This is a genomic window from Enterobacter sp. Sphag1F (assembly GCF_014193275.1).
GTDB lineage: Bacteria > Pseudomonadota > Gammaproteobacteria > Enterobacterales > Enterobacteriaceae > Pantoea > Pantoea symbiotica.
The window spans coordinates 124,307-144,371 of record NZ_JACHZD010000008.1 but is presented as its reverse complement, the minus strand read 5'-3'; the positions used below and the strand labels follow the sequence as shown (position 1 = coordinate 144,371).

Here is a 20,065-nt window from a genome sequence, read left to right as displayed (position 1 = left end):
AAATACCGATGATGGTCGCCATGAATGGCGACCCTACAATTGAACAAGGTTTTCGTAGGGTGCGCATTCATGCGCACCAGGTAAACATAGTCAATTTATGCATTTGCCTGCGGCAGTCCTTTTCCTTAGCTTGAAATCATCAACAGGAGAGGAACTTATGACAGCATCAGCATTACCGGTGGCGATTGTCACCGGCGGCAACAGCGGTATTGGTCTGGAAACCGTGAAGTTACTGGCGGCCGATCATCAGGTTTACGCCATCGGTCGCAATCAGCAAACATTGCAGGCTTTAGAACAGGTCACCAACGTCATTCCGCTGGCGCTGGATATCACGGATTTTGCCGCTGTGGCCGCGTTCACCGCCACGCTAGATCGGATTGACGTGCTGGTGCATTCGGCAGCGATCTCGATACTCAGCACCACCTTCTCCGCCACGCCAGAACTGTGGCAACAGCACCTGAATATTAACGTCATCGCGCCTGCTGAACTCACGCGTTTAACCTTGCCAGCCCTGCGCGCTTCGCAGGGCAAAGTGGTGTTTATCAACTCCGGTTCGGGAACGCTGGCGTTAGCAGGACACGTTATTTACTCCGCCTCGAAATTTGCTCTCACCGCGCTGGCGCATGCGCTGCGTAGCGAAGAGAGCGAACATGGCGTGCGGGTCGCGACAGTCGCGCCAGGCCCAACCGATACGCCGATGAACCAAGCCTCGCGTGCCCGCGCGGGCAACCATGCGCCGATCAATCCGCTGGAATATCTCGACGCGGCTTCAGTGGCGCGCGCCGTACGCTTTATCGTGGATAGTCCGGAAGATACGCAAATTGCAGATATTGTGATTAGGCCTCGAAGGGATAAAGCAAAGCGCTGATTCTACGACAAATAGTCTGCAATTCGAGGCTGCCATCCGGCAGCCTTTTTCTTTTTTTAAATTTTTTAGCAATATTCTCACCGCTCATTCGTCTACCTCATCACCAGCAGTTATCCGTTAATCTAATGAGGAATAAAACAATGAGAGATTTTGATATGCACAGACACGGTCATCGTGATCATTTTGGCGGCCATCGCCTGGCGAAGCCGCTGCTGATGGGTGCGGTCATCATCGCCGCTCTGGGCTTACTGGTGATGTCGCTGTGGAATGCGTTGCTGCCCGGCATTATCGGCGTTAAAAGCATCGGCTTCTGGCAGGCGCTGGGTTTGCTGGCATTGTGCCGCATCTTGTTTGGCGGTTTGGGATTCCGTCCGGGGATGTTTGGTATGGCGCGTCGCCGCATGCACGAACGCTGGATGCAGATGACGCCAGAACAGCGCGAAGAGTTTATGCAGCATCGCCGCAATCGCTTTGGTCATCGCGGCCACCACGATCGTTGCGACTGGCATGGTCGTCGTGATGAGCGAGGCGAAGCGCGCCCACAGCCGGAGAATAACCCGCCTAAATCCAGCGACGCCGAGTAAGCGCGATGGCGCAGAATTCACTGCTGATGTCGGCGATCACCGCCTGTCGCACCAAGCTAAATGCATTTATTCGCGGACGAACCGCAGTGCGTGAAGATGCCGACGACATCTTGCAGGAAGTCACATATAAGCTGATGCAGGTGGAGCAGCCGGTGGAGAATGTCGCCGCCTGGCTGTTCCGGGCGGCACGCAATGAAATGACCGATCGGGCACGGAAAAAGCGTGAGCTGCCGCTGGCCGATTTTTTCGGCGGCAGTGAAGAGAATGATTTTCCGGAAGATGAGCTGGCTGAAACCTTATTTGGCGTGCCACAAACGCCGGAGGATGAATATCTCAAAACGCTGCTGTGGGAAGAACTGGAGGCAGCGTTAGCCGAATTACCGGACGCGCAGCGTGAGGTGTTCGAGAAAACCGAACTGCTCGGCTACAGCTATAACGAACTGGCTGAAGAGAGCGGCAGCAGCGTGCAGACGTTATTATCGCGCAAGCACAAAGCGGTTTTATTTCTGCGCACGCGACTGCGCAACCTGTATGACGAAATAACCGGATAGCCCGATTGCCTGGCAATCGGGCCTCTTTTTACCACCACGGTTTCTCTTGCTGCGGCTGCAAAAATTGCACGCCCTGCCCGATTTGCGGCATCGACACGTTAATTTGCTGTTCCTGCGCCAGCGCCACGATTTGATTAAGCGGATCGTTCCATTGATGGAATGCTAAATCGAAAGCGGCATTGTGAATCGGGAACAACCATTTCGCGTTGAGATCGATAAAGGCTTTGATGGTGTCTTGCGGCAACATATGAATATCGGCCCAGCGGCGGTCATACGCGCCGTTTTCCAAAAAGGCCATGTCGAATGGGCCAAATTTATTGCCGATCTGTTTGAAACCATCGAAATAACCGGAATCCCCGCCAAAGAACAGGCGGAATTCATCGCTGATAATGCTCCACGAGCACCACAACCGTTTATTGCTGTCGAAGATCCCACGGCCAGAAAAGTGCTGCGATGGCGTCGCAACAAAATGAATACCGCCGATATTCTCTGATTCCCACCAATCCAGCTGAGTAATTTTTTCCTGCGCAACGCCCCACGACATCAGCAAATCGCCCACACCAAGCGGTGTGAGGAAATAGCGCACACGATCTTTGAGCTGCAAAATGGTGTGATAATCCAGATGATCGTAATGATCATGCGAAAGAATGATCCCTTCGATGGGCGGCAAATCTTCTAACGCTATTGGCGCGGGCTGAAAGCGTTTGGGACCAAACCACTTAAACGGCGACGCGCGCTGGGTAAATACCGGATCGGTCAGCCAATATTTCCCCTGCATTTTAAACAGCAATGAAGAGTGACCTAGGCGAAATACGCTGTTATCCGCCGCCGCTGCAAGCTGCTGCGCGTCGAGTTGTATTAACGGCAGCGCAGCTTCAGGAGCGGTGTTTTTCGGTTTATTAAAGGCAAAATCCCAGAATAGTTTGGCGAATTCAGTCAATCCTAACTGCTGGCGTGGGATCTTATTGTTAAACCTTTTGCCATCGAACTGAGCGGATTGCGGGTAGCTTTTTATATTGCAGCGAGAAATGCTTGAACTATTCAACATTGATCTTTTACCTCTCATCGCGGGTCCTTCAGAATAGCCACTTTTAAGGCATCGCACATCGCATATTGGGCGATTGATGACATCGTCATCGCCGATAGGTAAAGTCACCCTTTTGCTTGATTTTATGAGGGAAAATGAAACGTCTATTTGTCTACGGTACGCTGCAGCCCGGCCATTCAAATGCACATATTCTGGAAAACATCGGCGGTGAATGGCTGGCGGGATCGGTTCGCGGCACCTTCTATGCACGCGGCTGGGGCGCAGCGGCGGATTTCCCCGGCATTGTATTGCAGGACAACGGCCCGCGCGTACCGGGTTATCTGTTTATGTCTGACATGCTTGAACCCCATTGGCCGATGCTCGATGAGTTTGAAGATGGCTACGATCGGGTGGAAGTTGATGTCACTACCAGCAATGGCGAGCTGGTCACGGCGTGGATTTATCAGTTGCAGCCGCAACTTTAACTTCACAGCCCGATTTCGTAGGGTGCGCATTCATGCGCACCTGGTCACCATAAATGGCGACCCTACGGAATTCCCACTTTCCTCTTACACCCAAATGCGGTGCAACGCCCTTAATACAATCGATGGTGATCTGCGCACGTCCTGATTTCGCCTTCTAGAATGAATCTCAAATAGACGAGAGGAATTCATGATGATTAAAATCTGCACGGCATGCGGCACATCGTACGATGAGCAGCAGAGAAAAATCGAACACTGCAAAATATGTGAAGACGAGCGGCAATTTGTGCCGGCCAGCGGGCAAAAATGGATTTCACTGAATAGCCTGCAATCCACGCACTGCAATAAATGGCAGCAGCATGCTGCCAACTTATTTAGCCTGCAAACCGTACCCAACTTCGCCATTAATCAACGCGCGTTTCTGCTGCAAACGCCGCACGGCAATATTCTGTGGGATTGCATCGCTAATTTCGATGAAGCCACTAAAGCGATTGTCACCGCGCTCGGCGGTGTTCACGCCATCGCTATTTCGCATCCGCACTACTACAGCACCATGCAAGATTGGGCGGCGGCATTCGATGCGCCAATTTATCTGCACGCCGACGATAGTGAATGGATTATGCGCGAAAGCCTGCATATTAGGCTTTGGCAACATGATGAGCTGGAAATTGTGCCGAATGTGAAGCTGATTCGTCTCGGCGGACATTTTGCCGGCGGATGTGTATTGCATTGGGCGCAGGATGGTGGCGTGTTGCTGAGCGGCGATATTGTGCAAGTCACGCCGGGCGCTAATGCGGTGTCATTTATGTGGAGCTATCCGAATATGCTGCCGTTATCAGCCACTACGGTGAGTGATATTACACATCGTCTGGCGGCGCTGAAATTTGCGCGGCTTTATGGCGCATTTGAACAGCGGGAAATCCTCGCTGATGCGCAGCAGGTCGTGATGCAGTCGGGCGAGAAATATATTGCCTGCTTGAACGCCTGAACGAATAGTAAGCAAACACGCCGCAGATGGATGTACAGACGTCTAAACATCCATTATATTTCGTTCCCTACGTTAAGAGGGGATCTGCGCAATGAAGAAAATTATACTAACGACTCTGTTGGCTGCTTCCGTGGCGCTGCTGAGTGGTTGTAATAAAAACGATGAAAATCAAATCAAAGTGGCCATTAACACCGGACCTGATCAGGCGCTGTGGGATACCGTGAAGCAAGTTGCGCATGACAAATATCAGTTGGATGTCGATGTGGTGGCCTTTAATGATTACGTGCAGCCGAATGAAGCGCTGTTCAACAAAGATGTCGATGCCAACGCCTTCCAGAGCCTGCCTTATCTGGAGATGCAATCCAAAGAGCGCGGCTACCACTTTGCAGTGGTCACCAACACCTTCGTGTTCCCGATTGCGGGTTACTCGCGCAAGATTAAATCGCTGAAAGAGTTGCCGGATGGCGCGACCGTGACCATCTCCAACGAAGCCACCACGCTCGGCCGCAGTCTGCTGCTATTGCAGGCGCAAGGTTTAATCAAAGTGAAACCGGAAGCGGGTCTGCTGCCAACCTCGCTGGATATCACCGACAATCCGAAGAAGCTGAAAATTGTTGAAGTCGATACGCCGCAGCTGGCGCGTACGCTGGACGATCCGCAAGTGTATATTTCGATCATCAACAACAACTTCGCCGCGCTGGTTAATCTCTCCGCTTCGCGTGACGGCATGTTTATGGAAGGCAAAGCCTCGCCTTACGTGAATGCGATTGTGGCGCGAGAAGATAATAAAGACAGCGCCAACGTGCAGAAGCTGAAACAGGCTTTCCAGTCGCAGGAAGTGCTGGATAAGGCTAATGAGATCTACAAAGGCGATATTATTAAAGGCTGGTAATTTACGGTTTAATTAAGCCTATGTAAGCCGGTGCGCATCAATGCACACCGGCAAACCACCGTAGGGTCGCCATTCATGGCGACCGTGAAAAGCATAACTTCATCTATCCTTCCACTGCTTCCCGCGTTAATCAGCTAAGCTCAGTTCATAAAATAAGCGCCATATAAAAATGGTGTAAAAATATCGGTCATTGGCGTAAAAATGCTGTACGTAAATTCGCCTGCCACTGTTCGCATCGGTCGCAAACAGGTATGTTCGCCCTCATTAGCCTCAACCCTGATAAACAACAGGAAATCTATGAGTCAGAGTGAAAAACAGTCCTTGCCTGCTGGCATGCTGGCGGCCGCAGGGATCGTGTTTGGGGATATCGGCACCAGTCCGCTGTATACCCTCAAAGAGTGTCTCTCCATTTTGCCTAACGGCGCGATCTCCACCACGGCAGTGATGGGATTTTTGTCGCTGATTTTCTGGGCTCTGACACTGATCGTGACGCTGAAATATGTCTGCTTCGTGATGCGCGCCGATCATGACGGCGAAGGCGGCGTGTTGACGTTAATGTCACTGGCACGCCAGCATGTCGGACCGAAAGCGTCGCATATCATTGTGTTAGCGGGCTTAATTGGTGGCGCGTTCTTTTACGGCGATGGCGTAATCACTCCGGCCATTTCGGTGCTTTCGGCAATTGAAGGTATCGAAGTGGTGTCGCCTGAGCTGGATAAATATGTAGTGCCGCTGGCGGTAGCGATCCTCACGCTGCTGTTCATCATTCAAAAACACGGCACCGAAAAGGTCAGTAAAGTGTTCGGCCCGGTGATGTTTGTCTGGTTTGTATCGATTGCTCTGCTGGGTATTCGCGGCATCCTGCTCAATCCTGAGGTGCTGTATGCACTCAATCCTTCCTATGCGTTGACGTTCCTGCTTAGCCATAAAGCGTTGTCGTTTGCCGCGCTTGGCATGGTGGTGCTGGCGGTGACCGGTGCGGAAGCGCTGTACGCCGATATGGGACATCTGGGCAAAGCGCCGATTCGCATGGCCTGGCTGGTGATCGCAATGCCCGCGCTAGTGCTCAACTACTTTGGTCAGGGCGCGCTGGTAATTGCCGATGCGCAGGCCATCAATAATCCATTCTTTAATCTCGCGCCGGGCTGGGGACAGATTCCGCTGATTGTGCTGTCAACGCTGGCGACGGTGATTGCGGCGCAGTCGGTGATTAGCGGCGTGTATACGCTGACGCATCAGGCGATTCGTCAGGGATTCCTGCCGCCGATGCGCGTCATTTTCACTTCGCATACCGAATCCGGTCAGATCTATATTCCGGTGGTGAACTGGCTGCTGTTTGTCGCAGTAACGGTGATTGTGCTGGCGTTCCGTCAATCTTCTGCACTCTCTTCCGCGTACGGCATTGTGGTGACCGGCACCATGGTGATTACCGCTTGTCTGGCGGGTGTGGTGGCACTGCGTAACTGGAAGTGGCCGCTGCCGGTGGCGCTGGTTTTCCTGCTGTGTATGTTAAGCATTGATGTGCCGCTGTTCAGCGCCAACCTGATGAAGCTGCTATCTGGCGGTTGGGTGCCGGTGCTGCTGGCGCTGAGTATGATGGGATTGATGCTGATTTGGAGCAGCGAGCGTAATCGCCTGATTCGCAAATTGAATAACGATCCCGAAAGCCTGCTGGCATTGATTCGTTCGCTGGAAACCAATCCACCGAGTCGCGTAGCTGGCACTGCCATCTTCCTCTCACGTAAAGAGCATGAGATTCCGCAGGCGCTGCTGCACAACCTCAAGCACAACCGCGTGCTGCATAAACGTGTGGTGCTGCTGCATATCCGCACCACCGATATCCCGCGCGTCTACAACCAGAAGCGCCTCAGCATCACTCAGTTGTCGCCGTCGTTCTGGCAAGTAACCGCCGCTTACGGCTGGCGAGAAACGCCTTCGATGGCGGAGATCCTGCATTTGTGCGGGCTGGAAGGATTTGGTTGTACCGTCAATGAAGCCTCGTTCTTCACCTCGCACGACACGCTGGTGATGAAGAAGAGAAAAGGTTTGATGCGGGTTAAAGGCGGTATTTTCCATTTCTGCCAGCGCAACGCACAGCGCGCGCATGAGCAATTTAATATCCCGCCGAATCGGGTCATCGAGCTGGGCGGGCAGCGCGAGTTTTAGTCGGTCGCCATGAATGGCGACCCTACAAAATCCCGCGAAATAACCGTAGGGTCGCCATTCATGGCGACCTTATTTTTTCCGCCAAATGTAACCAGATGCAAAAATAGTCGCGTAAGTTTGAATGAGTTGTGGCTGAATCTTTCTTAACATCTAATTAGCAATTAAAGCTAAAACGCTTAACCTGAAAAGGTGTTTATTAACTTCACCGGCAATGATCACCTGTCGTGAACATTTAGGGTTTAAGCGCATTATCAACAATTGAAAGATTCGTAGCTGCGGCCATTGGTTCAGCTACTATTTGCGAGGAGTATCGCCATGAAACAATTAATTAATGACGTAATATCTATTTTCACACCGCAATCCGTTAAACCGGTTTTAATTCGCGCTGATTTAACCCATCGCGAACTTTCATCAATTCATCCGGTAGGATTTACTTCGGTGAGCTGGGCGACCTCAATGGAAGAGCTGAATGACGCCTTTGTGCAGAAAGCCGTTGCCGCCGGTGCGGTGGGTTATCACATCACCGAAGTGGAATCCCACGAACCAGCGCACGATGGTCAACATATCATGGCCGCCACAGCAACGTTGTATCACATTAATAGCAAAGTGGCTTATGGCTAATGTCTACCTTCGTTCTGCTTGAATTTACAGCCTGCCCTTCATCATCGGCAGGCTTTTTTCTGCAAAATATTCAGCGAGAAAATCAATAAACACTTTAATGCGCGGCGATTCAGAAGCGCGTTGCGTGTAAACCGCCCAAACATTCGCTTCCTGATACCACTGCGGTAAAACGTGCACCAATTGGTTTTCACTTAAATAAGGTGCGACATCCCAGGCCGATCGCAACGCAATGCCGTGTGATTTTAAGGCCCAGTTCAAAATCACTTTCCCACTATTCGATGAGTAATGGCTATTCAGACGACAAACGATTTTATTTTCGCCATCGGTTAACGTCCAGTGTCCAAAAGTGTTGTTATTTTCATTAATAATAAGACAGCTGTGATCGATTAAATCATCCAGCGTATTGAGTGGGCACGATCGGGCTAAATAATCTGCGGAGGCGCAAAGAATACGCCGATTGGCGGCTAATTTTCGGGCAATGTAAGAATGGTTAACATCATCGCCAACGCGAATATCCACATCGGTTCCTGATTGCAATAAATCAATATCGCGATCGCTGAGCATCAGTTTGATATTCAGTGACGGATGGCGCGTCATAAATTCTGCAATCGCATCGGACAAATAATCCTGACCAAAACCAAATGAACAGGCCACGGTAAGATCGCCGGTCAATTCGCCGCGCCACTGCTGGAAGTTATTGAGAAAGGAATCCATCTCGTGAACCACTTGCAGCGCGCCTTCCAGCGCCTTTTCACCTTCTGGCGTCAGGCGCATCACACGGTTGGTGCGGAAAAACAGCCGGGTTTCCAGCTGCTTTTCAAGGATGGCAATACGCTTGCTGATATAGGATGGCGACTGGCCGAGTTCAATGGCGGCGCGGCCAAAACCTTCGTAGCGCGCCACGCTGATAAATACATACAGATCTTCAACCGACGGCCAGCCCTCAAGCGGCTTCTGATAACTTTTCCCGGCAAGCAGTATCTTCATAACCATCACAGCGTTAGAGAAATTTAGCCGGTTATAACACAGAATCCAGGAAGGGCTGAAGCTGGCTTAAAAACAGTTCGGGCACTTCCTCATGCGGTGAATGACCGCAAGGTAATGCGTGGCCTTGAATATGGCGCGCTTTATCCTGCCAGGTTTCCACCACGTTATATAACTGGCCGACCGTGCCCTTTTCTCCCCATAACAGCAGCAGCGGCGCTTCTATGCGTTTATCGCTGTCCTGCGCATCATCGTCTAAATCAATTGTCGCTGCGGCACGATAATCCTCGCACACCGCGTGAATCATCTCTTTCTTTTGATAACAGCGCAGGTAATCGTAGAATATTACCTCTTCGGTGGCGCCCGGCGTTTTTAATTGCCCATCAATGTGTTTGCGCAGGAATAACGCCGGATCGTGGCCGATCATGGTTTCCGGCAAGGGATAAGGTTGAATCAGGAAGAACCACCAGAAATAACGCGTCGCAAATTCTTTATTGGTTAACGCATACATGGTGGCGGTTGGCGCAATATCGACAAACACGCAGCAGGAGAGTTTTTCCGGATGATCGAGCGCCAGCCGATGGCCCACGCGTGCGCCGCGATCGTGACCGACAAACGCCACGCGCTCCAGGCCTAATGCGTCGATCAGCAGGCTAATATCGTCTGCCATCACGCGTTTCGAATAAGCACGATGCGTCTCATCACTTACCGGCTTGTCGCTGTCGCCGTAACCGCGCAGATCCGGCAGGATCACGCGATATTTCTGCGCCAGCTGCGGCGCAATCTTGCGCCACGCCAGATGATTTTGTGGATGTCCGTGCAACATCAGTAACGGCGGGCCTTCTCCGCCGATGGCGACGCGCAACGTCACGCCGTTCGCCAATCGCACATCACTCAGCGTAAAGCCGTCGATAAAGGGTGAATCGCCGCGTGGCGTTATCTCACTCATGCTTGGGCATCCTGTACTATTGGGCCGCGTTTCAGCCACGGACGCTGGGCAAAATGCTGTGCTTCAAACTGGGTGATATCGGATTCGTACTGCAACGTCCAGTCCACCGCGCTGCCGCCGCCCAATAACATCTCGCGCTTCAAGGCACTGACCGAAAAGGCAATGCGTTGATTATTGAAGAGGATCGCCTGTTGTTCCAGCGACACGGTAATGCGGTTGTTTGCGGCATCGTTCGCCACTGCACACAGGCGCTGATAATCCTCTTCGCTTAACGTCAGCGTCAACACACCATTACGCTGGCAGTTATCGTCGAAGATGCCGGCAAAGCTGGTGCCGATTATGGCGCGGATGCCGAGCTGATTGAGTCCCCAAACCGCATGCTCGCGGCTGGAACCACAGCCGAAATTGGCGCCGACCAGTAAGAAAGCAGCGTTTTCCCAGCCGGGCTGATTCAGAATGAAATCGGGATTCGGGCTGCCGTCAGGCAGAAAGCGCAGGTCGAAGAACACGCCGCGATCCAAATCCTGGCGATCGATGCCTTTGAGAAACTGCTTGGGCATGATCACATCAGTATCAATATTGGCAGCCGGTAATGGCGCGAGCGTGCCAGTAATGTTGTTAAATGCTTCCATATTAAACCTCTGCAGTCATGAATTTACGGACATCAACCAGATGACCGGCAATCGCGGCGGCGGCGACCATCGCCGGGCTCATTAAGTGCGTGCGCGCACCTGCACCCTGGCGGCCAGGGAAGTTGCGGTTGGTGCCAGACGCACAGCGATCGCCGGGCGCTAACACATCTTCGTTCATCGCCAGGCACATCGAGCAGCCCGATTGACGCCATTCGAAACCGGCATTAACGAAAATCGCAGCTAAACCTTCCGCTTCTGCTTGCTGACGCACCTGCGTCGATCCCGGCACGATAATGCCGCGTACGTGCGGCGCGATTTTGTGTCCGTCGATAATCGCGGCGGCGGCGCGCAGATCCTCAATGCGGCCGTTGGTGCAGGAACCAATAAATGCATGCGTGATGGCGATTTCCGCTAACGGCGTGCCGGGCTCAAGTCCCATATATTTCAGCGCGGTGCGCAGCGTCAGCTGTTTTACCGCATCTTTTTCCTGCGCCGGATCGGGCACCCGGCCGGTGATGGCGCTGGCCTGATCCGGGCTGATTCCCCAGGTCACTTTCGGTGCGAGATCGCTGCAATCGATGGCGATGCGGCTGTCAAAGCACGCGTCCGCATCGCTACACAAATCGCGCCACTCGGCAACAGCCTGCTGCCATAGCTCGCCGGTCGGCATTTGCGGTTTACCCGCGATATAAGCAAATACTTTTTCATCCGGCGCGATAATCGCACCGCGCGCACCGGCTTCCACCGCCATGTTGCACAGTGTCATGCGCCCTTCCATGCTCAGCGCTTCGATGGCAACGCCTGCAAACTCAATGGCAAACCCGGTCGCGCCCGATGCGCCAATCTGTTCGATCAGCGCCATGATGATGTCCTTCGCCGAGCAACCAAACGGCAGTTCGCCGCTCACCGTCACCAGCATGGTTTTCAGCGTGCGATAAATCAGGGTTTGTGTCGCCAGCAGATGTTCAATTTCCGAGGTGCCGATACCAAAACCGAGCGCGCCAAACGCGCCATAAGTGGTGGTATGACTGTCACCTGCCGCAATTACCATGCCGGGCATTACCAAACCTTGCTCGTGCGCCACCACGTGTTCAATGCCCTGGCGCGGATCCAGCACATCAAACAGTTCGATGCCGAAATGCGCGGCATTTTGGCGGAAGTAATCGACTTGTAGCTGCCCGCCCGCGTCGGTCATCGCCTCATCGCGCTCGGGTCGCGTCGGGTTGACGTGATCGACATTCAGCAGAATGGTGCCCGGATTGCGCACCGGACGCTGGTGATCGCGCAGGCCGCTAAACGCCTGCGGGCTGGTGTATTCATTCAGAATCGAGCGATCGATGTAGAGCAGCACATGCCCTTCATCGTCTAACTTACGAACCACATGCTGGTCGATCAGTTTTTCATACAGTGTTTTGTTAGCCATGTCGTTGCCCACGCGAAAGTAAAACAAGTCATTAGAGACGTTAGGGTAATACAGTTTGTGTGCGGGCAATGAACACGCTTCGTGAAGTGATGTTTTATGGAATGTGCAGCGAAGGATACGTGAGTTTCATTTGACCTAAGTCGCGTCTCCCGATATAAAGAATAACCGCGCTGCTTAAGCGGTTTATCCCCGATTAATTCCCCCTTCTGCTTATATTTCACGCTATTTTCTTTTTTGTAAGTTAATTAATTAACACCAATACTTTATTAACTAAAAACAAGTTAATCATTTCGTAACAATCTCTTAATGTGCAAACCGAATTTTTAACGTTCACCTGCATTGCATAATAAGTAGGACTGGAATGACTCACACCAAAAAGATCGTGTCTGCCCTATCGCTGGCAGCGCTGCTTGTCTCTTCAGCGGTACGCGCTGATGACGCACCAGAAAAAACTGACGTTCTGCTGATTGGCGGCGGCATCATGAGCGCCTCGCTCGGCACCTGGCTGCAAGAGCTGCAACCGGGCTGGAAACAGCTGATGGTTGAGAAGCTGGACGGCGTCGCGCTGGAATCGTCTAACGGCTGGAACAACGCCGGTACTGGTCACTCTGCTAACATGGAGCTGAACTACACGCCTGAGCGTGCAGACGGTTCAATCGACGTTAGCAAAGCGCTGGAAATCAACGAATCCTTCATGATTTCTCGTCAGTTCTGGACGTCGCAAGTGCAGCGCGGTGTGTTGCACGATCCGCACTCCTTCATTAACTCTACGCCGCACATGAGCTTCGTTTGGGGCGACAAAAACGTCGAGTACCTGACCAAGCGTTACGATGCGCTGCAGAAAACCACCCTGTTCCAGGGCATGAAGTTCTCCACCGATCATCAGCAGATCCAGCAATGGGCACCGCTGGTGATGGAAGGTCGTGACCCGAACCAGAAGGTCGCGGCAACCTGGACACCGGTCGGCACCGATGTTAACTACGGTGAAATTACCCGTCAGCTGATCGGTAGCCTGAAAAAAGATCAGAACTTCAAGCTGGAAACCTCATCTGAAGTCACTGATTTCAAACGTAACGGCGACAATTCCTGGCACGTCACTATCAAAGATGTGAAGAGCGGCGATAAGCGTTCGGTTGATGCGAAATACGTGTTTATCGGTGCGGGCGGCGGCGCGATTAAGCTGCTGCAGAAAACCGGTATTCCGGAAGCAGACAACTACGGCGGCTTCCCGGTCGGCGGTTCGTTCCTGATGACCGAGAACCCAGAAATCGCTAACCGTCACCTGGAAAAAGTGTACGGTCAGGCTTCTGTGGGTGCACCACCGATGTCGGTTCCGCACATCGATTCACGTACTCTTGACGGTAAGAAAGTGGTGCTGTTTGGACCGTTCGCCACCTTCTCTACCAAGTACCTGAAAAATGGTTCGCTGTTTGACCTGCTGAGCGCGACCACCACCAGCAACATCATGCCGATGACGCATGTGGGCATCGACAACTTCGATCTGGTGAAATACCTGATTGGTCAGGTGATGCTGAATGATGACGACCGCTTTGCTGCGCTGAAAGAGTACTATCCGAACGCGCGTAAAGAAGACTGGAAACTGATTCAGGCTGGTCAACGCGTACAGATCATCAAGAAAGATGCGGAAAAAGGTGGCTTGCTGAAACTGGGTACCGAAATCGTGACCGATCAGCAGAAAACCCTGGCTGCCCTGCTGGGCGCATCTCCGGGTGCTTCTACTGCTGCGCCAATCACACTCGACGTGATGAAGAAGCTGTTCCCAGAGCAGTTCGCTTCGCCAGAGTGGCAGCAGAAAATCCGCGCTATCGTGCCAAGCTTCGGCCAGAAGCTGAACGGCAACACCGCGCTGACCCAGCAAGTTTGGGACAACACCGCAGCGACGCTGCTGTTGACCAAGCCGCCGGTTATCAACATGGGTGATCAAGCTGTTGCACCGACGCAGGCTAAGCCGCGTGCGGAATCAGGCAAGCAGGATATGGCGCTGTAATCCTCGTCAGAAGTGAACCAAGCCGGACAATGTCCGGCTTTTTTATTGTCTTTTGTAGGGGCAATAATCGTCAGTAAAGCGTCTTTCGGTCACCATAAATGGCGCCCCTACAAAGGATTGGCGCGTTTTTGTAGGGTCGCCATTTATGGCGACCGACTCACAAACGAAGAATATCTGCGTCAATCGACCCCACATTCGTTTTGCCACCAAAGCGCTGCAGTTGGCGGCTTTGGCACGATAGCTGCTTTCCGTCCATGAACCTGCATCAACGTAGTCATAAAACATTTTTGGTACGCGTTTACGGGCTAATTGGCGTAATTCTTCGATGCAGGTGATGACCATAGAGGATATTCCAATAATATTTGGAAGAGGTCGCCATTAATGGCGACCCTACGGATTTTTACGACTTTTTATAATCGGTGTAGGCGTTTTGTAATGCCACATGATCGGCAATATATTTGGCATCGTGCCATACGCCGTAAATAAACGATGAAGCACGATTCACCAGATTAGGTAAGCCAAGGAAGTAAATACCACGCTCCGCTGAAATACCGCGCTTATGGAACGGTACACCATTAGCGTCAAAGGCATCCACTTTCAGCCAGCTGAAATCAAATTTAAAACCGGTGGCCCAGATAATACTGGTAATACCCGCGGCCTGCAGATCCAATTCTGATAATGGATTAATTAAACATTCTGGATCCGGCAGTAATTCCCATGCTTGCGGTTCGGGCGGTAAATCCAGGCCATTACGTTCAATATAAGCATCAGCATCGCGCAGTACGTCGAAATAGGCTTTGTCGCCCTCGGCAATATTCTCCACTAAGCCATCGGCAAAACTCAGCACGCCGTTATCCCAGCTTTTGGTGATACCAACCAGCGTAATGCCCATGTGCGCCAGTCGGCGAAAATCGACCGTTTTTCCCCCTTCATAACCACTCACAGCAAAAGCAACGTGCTGTTTCTTCGGCTTGATTTTGACTTCATCCCACAAGCCCAGCGCGCCCAACCACCAGCAATAATCGCGGTCGCGATACGAACGTGGTGGACGGTAATGTTCGCCGATGGAGAGTGTCACTTCACGGCCAGATTTACGCAGCTCTTCCGCAATTTGTGAGCCTGAAGCGCCTGCACCCACCACCAACACGCCGCCTTGCGGCAGCTGCTGCGGATTTTTATACGCCGATGAGTGGATTTGATGCAGTGCAGCGCTTTCTGGCACGATCTGCGGAAAAGCGGGTTTCTGGAAGGGACCGGTTGCCGCCACCACATTGTTAGCTTCAAATTCACCGGCCGAGGTCAGTACTTTAAAACCGCTACGTTCCGGCAGACGCTCAACCGAATACACTTCCACGCCAGTACGCACCGGCGCATCGAGCATTTTTACGTAGTCTTCGAAATATTGCGCCATGCGCTCTTTTGGTGGAAACGCTTCCTGGGAAATATTATCGAATTTCATTGAAGGAAAACGATCGTGCCAGGCTGGGCCATTAGCAACCAATGAATCCCAACGCTCTGAACGCCAACGCTCAGCAATACGGCTACGCTCGAATACCACATGTGGCACGCCCATTAATGACAGATGTTCACTCATCGCAATACCTGCCTGACCCGCTCCGACCACCACGGTATTAATTTTTTCTACTGACATGTGAGATCCCTAAAGATGATCGACCCCGATCTTTTCATGGAAAAGAGTAATCAGGTGCCGTATGAATGATATTCAGGTTAATAAATGCTGCGCCATTAAATAAGCACAGCATTCGTGTTAATACATTAATGTCCTGCTTCGACGTTCAATATTTTCCCTAAGCCTAAAAACTTATTCGCGATAATTAACATCGTAGCCGTCACCGCAATATAAATAACTGACAGTGCAGCCAGCGTTGGGTCGGCAAATTCACGCACATAGTTGTACATCGCCACCGGCAAGGTTTGCGTCGCTTGCGTGGTAATAAACAGCGAAGCGGTAAATTCGTTGAAGGACAGAATGGCGGCAAATAACCAACCGCCAAACAAGCCCGGCAAAATCAGCGGTACGGTAATGGTCCACACTACGCGCAGCGGCGAAGCACCAAGGCTTGCGGCAGCCAGTTCAATACGCTGTTCGAGGTTTTTCAGCGACACATACACGCTGCGTAGCACAAACGGCAGCACCAGCACGATGTGGCAGAAGATCACCAGCGGAAAACCGCGCCCAATGCCCAACTGGGAAACCAGCATCAGTAAGCCGAGACCAATGGTGAAATGCGGAATAAACAGTGGCGACAGCAGCACACCTTCCAGCACCTGTTTACACGGGAAACTGTAACGCTCAATGGCGATCGCCAGCGTGGCGCCGATAATCACCGCCAGCGTGGACGCCCACGCCGTCACAATCAACCCGGAATAGAAGCCGTGGCGGAAGTCATCGTAATTTACCGCACGTTCAAACCAGCGCAGCGACCAGCCTTTTGGCGGGAAGAACAACACTGAGGTACTGCTGAACGAAGAGATGAACACCACAATCGTTGGCAGCAAGACGAACAGTAAAATCGCAACAACCAGCGCGCGTCCCGCCAGAGTAATCATTTTATCGTTGAGGGATCGGGTCATATCAGTGCTCTCCCATCGCATGGATAAAGCGGCTCATACGTTTCAGCGCCATCAGCAGCAAAATGGTCAGAATCAAACCGGCAATGCTGAGCGCGGCGGCAAACGGAAAATTCATCGAAGAGAAGCCCAGCTGATACACCATGGTTGCCACGGTGCTGACGCGTCCACCGCCAATCAGCTGCGGCGTTGCGAAGGCGCTGAACGTCCAGGCAAACGCGGTGGTCAGGCTGGAAACGATACCGGGAATCGAAAGCGGAATCGTCACCGTCAACAAGGTCCGAATCGGCCCAGCGCCCAGGCTGGTGGCGGCTTTTTCATAATCGGGATTGATGTGCGACAGCGCAGTCGCCAGCATCATCACCATGATTGGCATGGTCACGTGCACCAGCGCGACCACCACGCCGGTTTGGGTAAACATAAACTGGATCGGCTTGTTAATCAGACCCATTGCCAGCAGCAAGCTATTGAGGAAGCCGCTATTGCCCAGCACGATAATCCACGAATAAGTGCGTACCACTTCGCCAAGAAACAGCGGCGTAATGGCGATAATCAGAATGGTGGATTTGATCCAGGTGGTGCGCGTTCTCACCATCGCATACGCCAGCGGATAACTCATCAGCAGGCCAAAGATCGCGGTTTTGGCGCTGAGCATCACGGTGTTAATAAACGCATCGGCATAGATTTTCTTGAACAGGCCGTTAAAGTTCGCCAGCGTGAATCCACCCACATCGAGCGATCCGGGAATATAAGCCCGCACGCTAAACTGCATCACGGCAAACATGGCTACCACCAGCCCAAGCGCCGTGAACGTAGCGGGGATAATGAACCAGGGTAAGAATGTCGGTTTTTTCGTCATAGACGTTGCTGCCTGAATAAAATGGTGCGACGAACCGGGCGGCGATAAGGCCGCCCCTATTTATTAATGTGACATGATGTTTTCAGAGAACCACTGACGCCACTCGGCGGTTTTTTCCGCGCGCAGTTGTGGATCGGTGTTGATGGTGGCATTCCACTGTTCTGGCGTAGTCAGCATGCCAGGCAGCTTCGCCAGTTCCGGATCGATATGCGCATTGGTCACCGTTGGGCTGCCGCGATAAATCTTCGCCACTTCCTGCTGGATTTCCGGTTTCAGCGCGATATTCATGAACTTGTAGGCCAGCTCCGCGTGTTTGGTGCCTTTATTGATACCAACGGTATCAACACCCAAAATCGCGCCCTCTTTTGGAATCGCCAGCTTGATGTTGACGCCTTCGGCAATCATGCTGTAGGCGTTCATCGACAGCATCACCTGCACCGGCGTTTCGCCCGTGGAGATCAGCTGCTGGCTGTTGGCATCATCGGTATAGAAGGATTTGATGTTCGGGATCAACGCTTTCAGCTTGGCCTGACCTTGTTCCCAATGCGCTGCATCAGTGCCAGAGAGTTTGGCGGAGACCGCGATGATATGGCTCGGATCCCAATCTGGCAGCGCAATCGAGCTTTTCAGCTCCGGACGCCACAGATCGTTCCAGCTGGTGAATTCTTCGCCCTTCGGTACTAAATCTGGACGATAGCCGATGGTGTAAACGTAGCCCCACACGCCAAGGTGATACGGGCTGACTTTGGCCTGCTGCACCAGATTCACCGCGTTAGGGATTTTGCTCATGTCGAGCTTTTCAAACAGGCCGCTATTGGCATACAGATAACCGACATGCGCGGTGGTAAAGGTGACGTCAGTTTCCGGCGAGCCGCCCGCCAGCTTGGCTTTGTTCAGGCGATCGATGGTGCCGCCGGTGACGAACTGCACTTCTACGCCGGTCTCTTTGGTGAACTCTTTGGCGATGGTTTGATCAATCAGATCTTTAAAGCTGCCGCCCCAGGTGCTGACAATCAGCTTATCTGCGGCCATCGCATTGCCTGCGCTCAATACACACGTGGTCAATAACGTTAAGGCACCAATCTTACGCAACATATTTTCGTCCCCAATGAATGAAATGGCTGTTGTAGCTGCTTTGCACCACCGTCTGGTCTATCGCGTCGCAATGCACTAAAACAGTGCGAAGGCGGCTCTCGGGTGTTGAAGCGATAATGCCGTTGCGGTGAGATTGGGTAAAACAGCATTTCCCTCGCTGTTGCATCAGGATTTCTGAGGCTAAAAAAGCGGCCTGCTTAGCAAGGATTTTCTTAAGCAGTGGTGAGGCAGAAGCGAATGGGCGCTGGCGCATGGACAGGTGATTATGCTGTGAGTCGGAATTTGGCATGAGAAATGCTTGAGCTAAATCGACACTATTAGAATGACTGACGCGACATGAGCGTGTCAGCGATCTCAGGAGAACCTGCATGCTCAGTCGCATCACCCAGCGTCAGCTGGAATATTTTGTCGCTTCCGGTGAAGCGGGCAGCATTATTGGCGCCTCGGAGCGTATTCACGTCTCCTCACCGTCGATTTCCGCAGCCATCACCCATATTGAGTCTGAGCTTGGCGTGCAGCTGTTTGTGCGACACCATGCCCAGGGCGTTTCACTCACCGCCATCGGCCACCAGGTATTAAAAGAGGCCAAACTGATCCTCGAACAGATGTCGAACCTTTACACCATTGCATCGGAATCGATGAACAACGTACGCGGCCCGCTGCGCGTCGGTTGCCTTGATACGCTGGCGCCGATGTTGACGCCGGAATTGGTGTTTGGCTTTGGCCGCGCCTTTCCCGGCGTGCGCATCTCGCTGGTGGAAGGCAATCATGAGTTGCTGTTAAAACAGCTGCGCTCAGCCGATATCGATATCGCCCTCACCTATGATTTGGTGCCCGCCAGCGACGTCACTTTCCAGTCGCTGGCGCAACTGCCGCCTTACGTGATGGTGGGCGAGCATCATCCGTTCGCCACACAATCTGCGGTATCGATTCAGGATCTGGCTGAAGTGCCGATGGTGCTGCTGGATATGCCGTGGAGCCGGGAATATTTTCTTGGGCTGTTCAGCGAAGCCGGTGTCACACCGAATGTGGTGATGCGATCCAGCAGTATGGAAACGGTACGCGCGATGGTGGCAAACGGTGTCGGCTTTGGTATCGCCAACGTGCGACCCAAAGCGCACTTGTCGCAAGATGGTAAACGCCTGATTCGCGTGCGTTTGGCGGGCGTTAACAAGGCGATGCAGTTGGGTTATGCCACCATGGCGCATGTGCAGCAATCCATGGTGGTGAGCGCCTTCGCCGAGCGTTGCCGCATGTTTATTTCCGACCAATATATTCCCGGCATGGCGGCACCGAGTTATTTCGATCCACAAGTGGTGCGGGTAGCGTGAGGATGTTGGTCGC

General features: G+C 52.5%; 21 protein-coding genes. 10 read left to right on the top strand and 11 right to left on the bottom strand.

What is annotated here, in order from left to right; genetic code table 11:
• Positions 1 to 157: 157 nt before the first annotated feature.
• From FHW71_RS21695 to FHW71_RS21685, 3 genes are all read left to right on the top strand, one after another.
• A complete protein-coding gene (locus tag FHW71_RS21695; protein ID WP_179453027.1) occupies positions 158 to 868 on the top strand; it encodes an SDR family oxidoreductase in 711 nt (236 codons plus the stop codon).
• Between the two features lie 140 nt (positions 869 to 1,008).
• Entirely contained in the window at positions 1,009 to 1,452 is a 444-nt protein-coding gene (locus tag FHW71_RS21690; RefSeq protein ID WP_061719254.1) for a hypothetical protein, read from the top strand.
• Positions 1,453 to 1,457: 5 nt separating this feature from the next.
• Positions 1,458 to 2,003, top strand: coding sequence for an RNA polymerase sigma factor (locus FHW71_RS21685; protein ID WP_179453026.1), 546 nt, complete (start codon positions 1,458 to 1,460; stop codon positions 2,001 to 2,003).
• 28 nt (positions 2,004 to 2,031) lie between these two features.
• On the opposite strand, the gene FHW71_RS21680 is transcribed toward FHW71_RS21685, so the two are convergent.
• Positions 2,032 to 2,943, bottom strand: coding sequence for an MBL fold metallo-hydrolase (locus tag FHW71_RS21680; RefSeq protein ID WP_286176395.1), 912 nt, complete (start codon positions 2,941 to 2,943; stop codon positions 2,032 to 2,034).
• A 242-nt stretch (positions 2,944 to 3,185) separates the two neighbouring features.
• Here FHW71_RS21680 and FHW71_RS21675 point away from each other — a divergent pair, with 242 nt between their 5' ends.
• From FHW71_RS21675 to FHW71_RS21655, 5 genes are all read left to right on the top strand, one after another.
• Positions 3,186 to 3,515 carry a gamma-glutamylcyclotransferase family protein gene (locus FHW71_RS21675; protein WP_179453024.1) on the top strand — a complete coding sequence of 110 codons (330 nt, stop codon included), beginning with the start codon at positions 3,186 to 3,188 and terminating at the stop codon, positions 3,513 to 3,515.
• 190 nt (positions 3,516 to 3,705) lie between these two features.
• A complete protein-coding gene (locus FHW71_RS21670; RefSeq protein WP_179453023.1) occupies positions 3,706 to 4,500 on the top strand; it encodes an MBL fold metallo-hydrolase in 795 nt (264 codons plus the stop codon).
• A 91-nt stretch (positions 4,501 to 4,591) separates the two neighbouring features.
• Positions 4,592 to 5,392: a MetQ/NlpA family lipoprotein gene (locus FHW71_RS21665; protein ID WP_179453022.1), complete on the top strand. Its 801-nt coding sequence runs from the start codon at positions 4,592 to 4,594 to the stop codon at positions 5,390 to 5,392.
• Positions 5,393 to 5,689: 297 nt separating this feature from the next.
• A complete protein-coding gene (gene kup / locus FHW71_RS21660; protein WP_008106811.1) occupies positions 5,690 to 7,558 on the top strand; it encodes a low affinity potassium transporter Kup in 1,869 nt (622 codons plus the stop codon).
• A gap of 315 nt (positions 7,559 to 7,873) precedes the next feature.
• Entirely contained in the window at positions 7,874 to 8,179 is a 306-nt protein-coding gene (locus FHW71_RS21655) for a DUF1471 domain-containing protein (protein ID WP_154157056.1), read from the top strand.
• Between the two features lie 24 nt (positions 8,180 to 8,203).
• Here the strand turns inward: FHW71_RS21655 and FHW71_RS21650 are convergent, their stop codons facing one another.
• From FHW71_RS21650 to leuC, 4 genes are read right to left on the bottom strand one after another with little or no spacing between them, the layout of a single operon-like run.
• A complete protein-coding gene (locus FHW71_RS21650) occupies positions 8,204 to 9,166 on the bottom strand; it encodes a LysR family transcriptional regulator (protein WP_179453021.1) in 963 nt (320 codons plus the stop codon).
• Between the two features lie 31 nt (positions 9,167 to 9,197).
• Complete coding sequence (locus FHW71_RS21645) at positions 9,198 to 10,112, bottom strand: alpha/beta hydrolase (RefSeq protein WP_179453020.1); 915 nt, start codon at positions 10,110 to 10,112, stop codon at positions 9,198 to 9,200.
• On the bottom strand, positions 10,109 to 10,744 hold the full coding sequence (leuD, locus tag FHW71_RS21640; RefSeq protein WP_179453019.1) for a 3-isopropylmalate dehydratase small subunit: 636 nt from the start codon (positions 10,742 to 10,744) through the stop codon (positions 10,109 to 10,111). Before leuD ends, FHW71_RS21645 begins: the two co-directional genes overlap by 4 nt.
• A gap of 1 nt (position 10,745) precedes the next feature.
• Positions 10,746 to 12,167 (bottom strand): 3-isopropylmalate dehydratase large subunit, encoded by a 1,422-nt coding sequence (gene leuC, locus FHW71_RS21635; protein WP_179453018.1) that lies wholly within the window; start codon positions 12,165 to 12,167, stop codon positions 10,746 to 10,748.
• A gap of 361 nt (positions 12,168 to 12,528) precedes the next feature.
• On the opposite strand from leuC, the gene mqo reads away from it, so the two are divergent.
• The gene (mqo, locus tag FHW71_RS21630; protein ID WP_008106821.1) at positions 12,529 to 14,175 is read left to right on the top strand and encodes a malate dehydrogenase (quinone); all 1,647 of its coding nucleotides are present in this window, start codon (positions 12,529 to 12,531) and stop codon (positions 14,173 to 14,175) included.
• Between the two features lie 42 nt (positions 14,176 to 14,217).
• Here mqo and FHW71_RS24100 read toward each other — a convergent pair whose 3' ends face one another.
• The 6 genes from FHW71_RS24100 to FHW71_RS21600 all read right to left on the bottom strand — a co-directional run bounded on the left by FHW71_RS24100 (position 14,218) and on the right by FHW71_RS21600 (position 19,010).
• The gene (locus FHW71_RS24100; RefSeq protein WP_286176394.1) at positions 14,218 to 14,517 is read right to left on the bottom strand and encodes a hypothetical protein; all 300 of its coding nucleotides are present in this window, start codon (positions 14,515 to 14,517) and stop codon (positions 14,218 to 14,220) included.
• 58 nt (positions 14,518 to 14,575) lie between these two features.
• The gene (locus FHW71_RS21620; RefSeq protein ID WP_179453017.1) at positions 14,576 to 15,826 is read right to left on the bottom strand and encodes an NAD(P)/FAD-dependent oxidoreductase; all 1,251 of its coding nucleotides are present in this window, start codon (positions 15,824 to 15,826) and stop codon (positions 14,576 to 14,578) included.
• A gap of 125 nt (positions 15,827 to 15,951) precedes the next feature.
• Positions 15,952 to 16,770, bottom strand: a complete 819-nt coding sequence (locus FHW71_RS21615; protein WP_179453016.1) for an ABC transporter permease — start codon at positions 16,768 to 16,770, stop codon at positions 15,952 to 15,954.
• A gap of 1 nt (position 16,771) precedes the next feature.
• Complete coding sequence (locus tag FHW71_RS21610; protein ID WP_179453015.1) at positions 16,772 to 17,626, bottom strand: ABC transporter permease; 855 nt, start codon at positions 17,624 to 17,626, stop codon at positions 16,772 to 16,774.
• 63 nt (positions 17,627 to 17,689) lie between these two features.
• Positions 17,690 to 18,721 carry a polyamine ABC transporter substrate-binding protein gene (locus FHW71_RS21605; protein WP_008106832.1) on the bottom strand — a complete coding sequence of 344 codons (1,032 nt, stop codon included), beginning with the start codon at positions 18,719 to 18,721 and terminating at the stop codon, positions 17,690 to 17,692.
• Positions 18,711 to 19,010: a hypothetical protein gene (locus FHW71_RS21600; protein WP_179453014.1), complete on the bottom strand. Its 300-nt coding sequence runs from the start codon at positions 19,008 to 19,010 to the stop codon at positions 18,711 to 18,713. Before FHW71_RS21600 ends, FHW71_RS21605 begins: the two co-directional genes overlap by 11 nt.
• Before the next feature lie 79 nt (positions 19,011 to 19,089).
• Here FHW71_RS21600 and FHW71_RS21595 point away from each other — a divergent pair, with 79 nt between their 5' ends.
• On the top strand, positions 19,090 to 20,052 hold the full coding sequence (locus tag FHW71_RS21595) for a LysR family transcriptional regulator (protein WP_008106834.1): 963 nt from the start codon (positions 19,090 to 19,092) through the stop codon (positions 20,050 to 20,052).
• The last annotated feature ends 13 nt before the right edge of the window (positions 20,053 to 20,065 follow it).

Coding starts and splice junctions, on each gene's coding strand:
- FHW71_RS21690 (WP_061719254.1), top strand. CDS start 1,009: ATGAGAGATTTTGATATGCACAGACACGGTCATCGTGATCATTTTGGC.
- FHW71_RS21655 (WP_154157056.1), top strand. CDS start 7,874: ATGAAACAATTAATTAATGACGTAATATCTATTTTCACACCGCAATCC.
- FHW71_RS21665 (WP_179453022.1), top strand. CDS start 4,592: ATGAAGAAAATTATACTAACGACTCTGTTGGCTGCTTCCGTGGCGCTG.
- FHW71_RS21670 (WP_179453023.1), top strand. CDS start 3,706: ATGATTAAAATCTGCACGGCATGCGGCACATCGTACGATGAGCAGCAG.
- FHW71_RS21695 (WP_179453027.1), top strand. CDS start 158: ATGACAGCATCAGCATTACCGGTGGCGATTGTCACCGGCGGCAACAGC.
- mqo (WP_008106821.1), top strand. CDS start 12,529: ATGACTCACACCAAAAAGATCGTGTCTGCCCTATCGCTGGCAGCGCTG.
- leuD (WP_179453019.1), bottom strand. CDS start 10,744: ATGGAAGCATTTAACAACATTACTGGCACGCTCGCGCCATTACCGGCT.
- FHW71_RS21610 (WP_179453015.1), bottom strand. CDS start 17,626: ATGACGAAAAAACCGACATTCTTACCCTGGTTCATTATCCCCGCTACG.
- FHW71_RS24100 (WP_286176394.1), bottom strand. CDS start 14,517: ATGGTCATCACCTGCATCGAAGAATTACGCCAATTAGCCCGTAAACGC.
- leuC (WP_179453018.1), bottom strand. CDS start 12,167: ATGGCTAACAAAACACTGTATGAAAAACTGATCGACCAGCATGTGGTT.
- FHW71_RS21685 (WP_179453026.1), top strand. CDS start 1,458: ATGGCGCAGAATTCACTGCTGATGTCGGCGATCACCGCCTGTCGCACC.
- FHW71_RS21605 (WP_008106832.1), bottom strand. CDS start 18,721: ATGTTGCGTAAGATTGGTGCCTTAACGTTATTGACCACGTGTGTATTG.
- FHW71_RS21600 (WP_179453014.1), bottom strand. CDS start 19,010: ATGCCAAATTCCGACTCACAGCATAATCACCTGTCCATGCGCCAGCGC.
- FHW71_RS21675 (WP_179453024.1), top strand. CDS start 3,186: ATGAAACGTCTATTTGTCTACGGTACGCTGCAGCCCGGCCATTCAAAT.
- FHW71_RS21645 (WP_179453020.1), bottom strand. CDS start 10,112: ATGAGTGAGATAACGCCACGCGGCGATTCACCCTTTATCGACGGCTTT.
- FHW71_RS21650 (WP_179453021.1), bottom strand. CDS start 9,166: ATGAAGATACTGCTTGCCGGGAAAAGTTATCAGAAGCCGCTTGAGGGC.
- FHW71_RS21595 (WP_008106834.1), top strand. CDS start 19,090: ATGCTCAGTCGCATCACCCAGCGTCAGCTGGAATATTTTGTCGCTTCC.
- kup (WP_008106811.1), top strand. CDS start 5,690: ATGAGTCAGAGTGAAAAACAGTCCTTGCCTGCTGGCATGCTGGCGGCC.
- FHW71_RS21620 (WP_179453017.1), bottom strand. CDS start 15,826: ATGTCAGTAGAAAAAATTAATACCGTGGTGGTCGGAGCGGGTCAGGCA.
- FHW71_RS21615 (WP_179453016.1), bottom strand. CDS start 16,770: ATGACCCGATCCCTCAACGATAAAATGATTACTCTGGCGGGACGCGCG.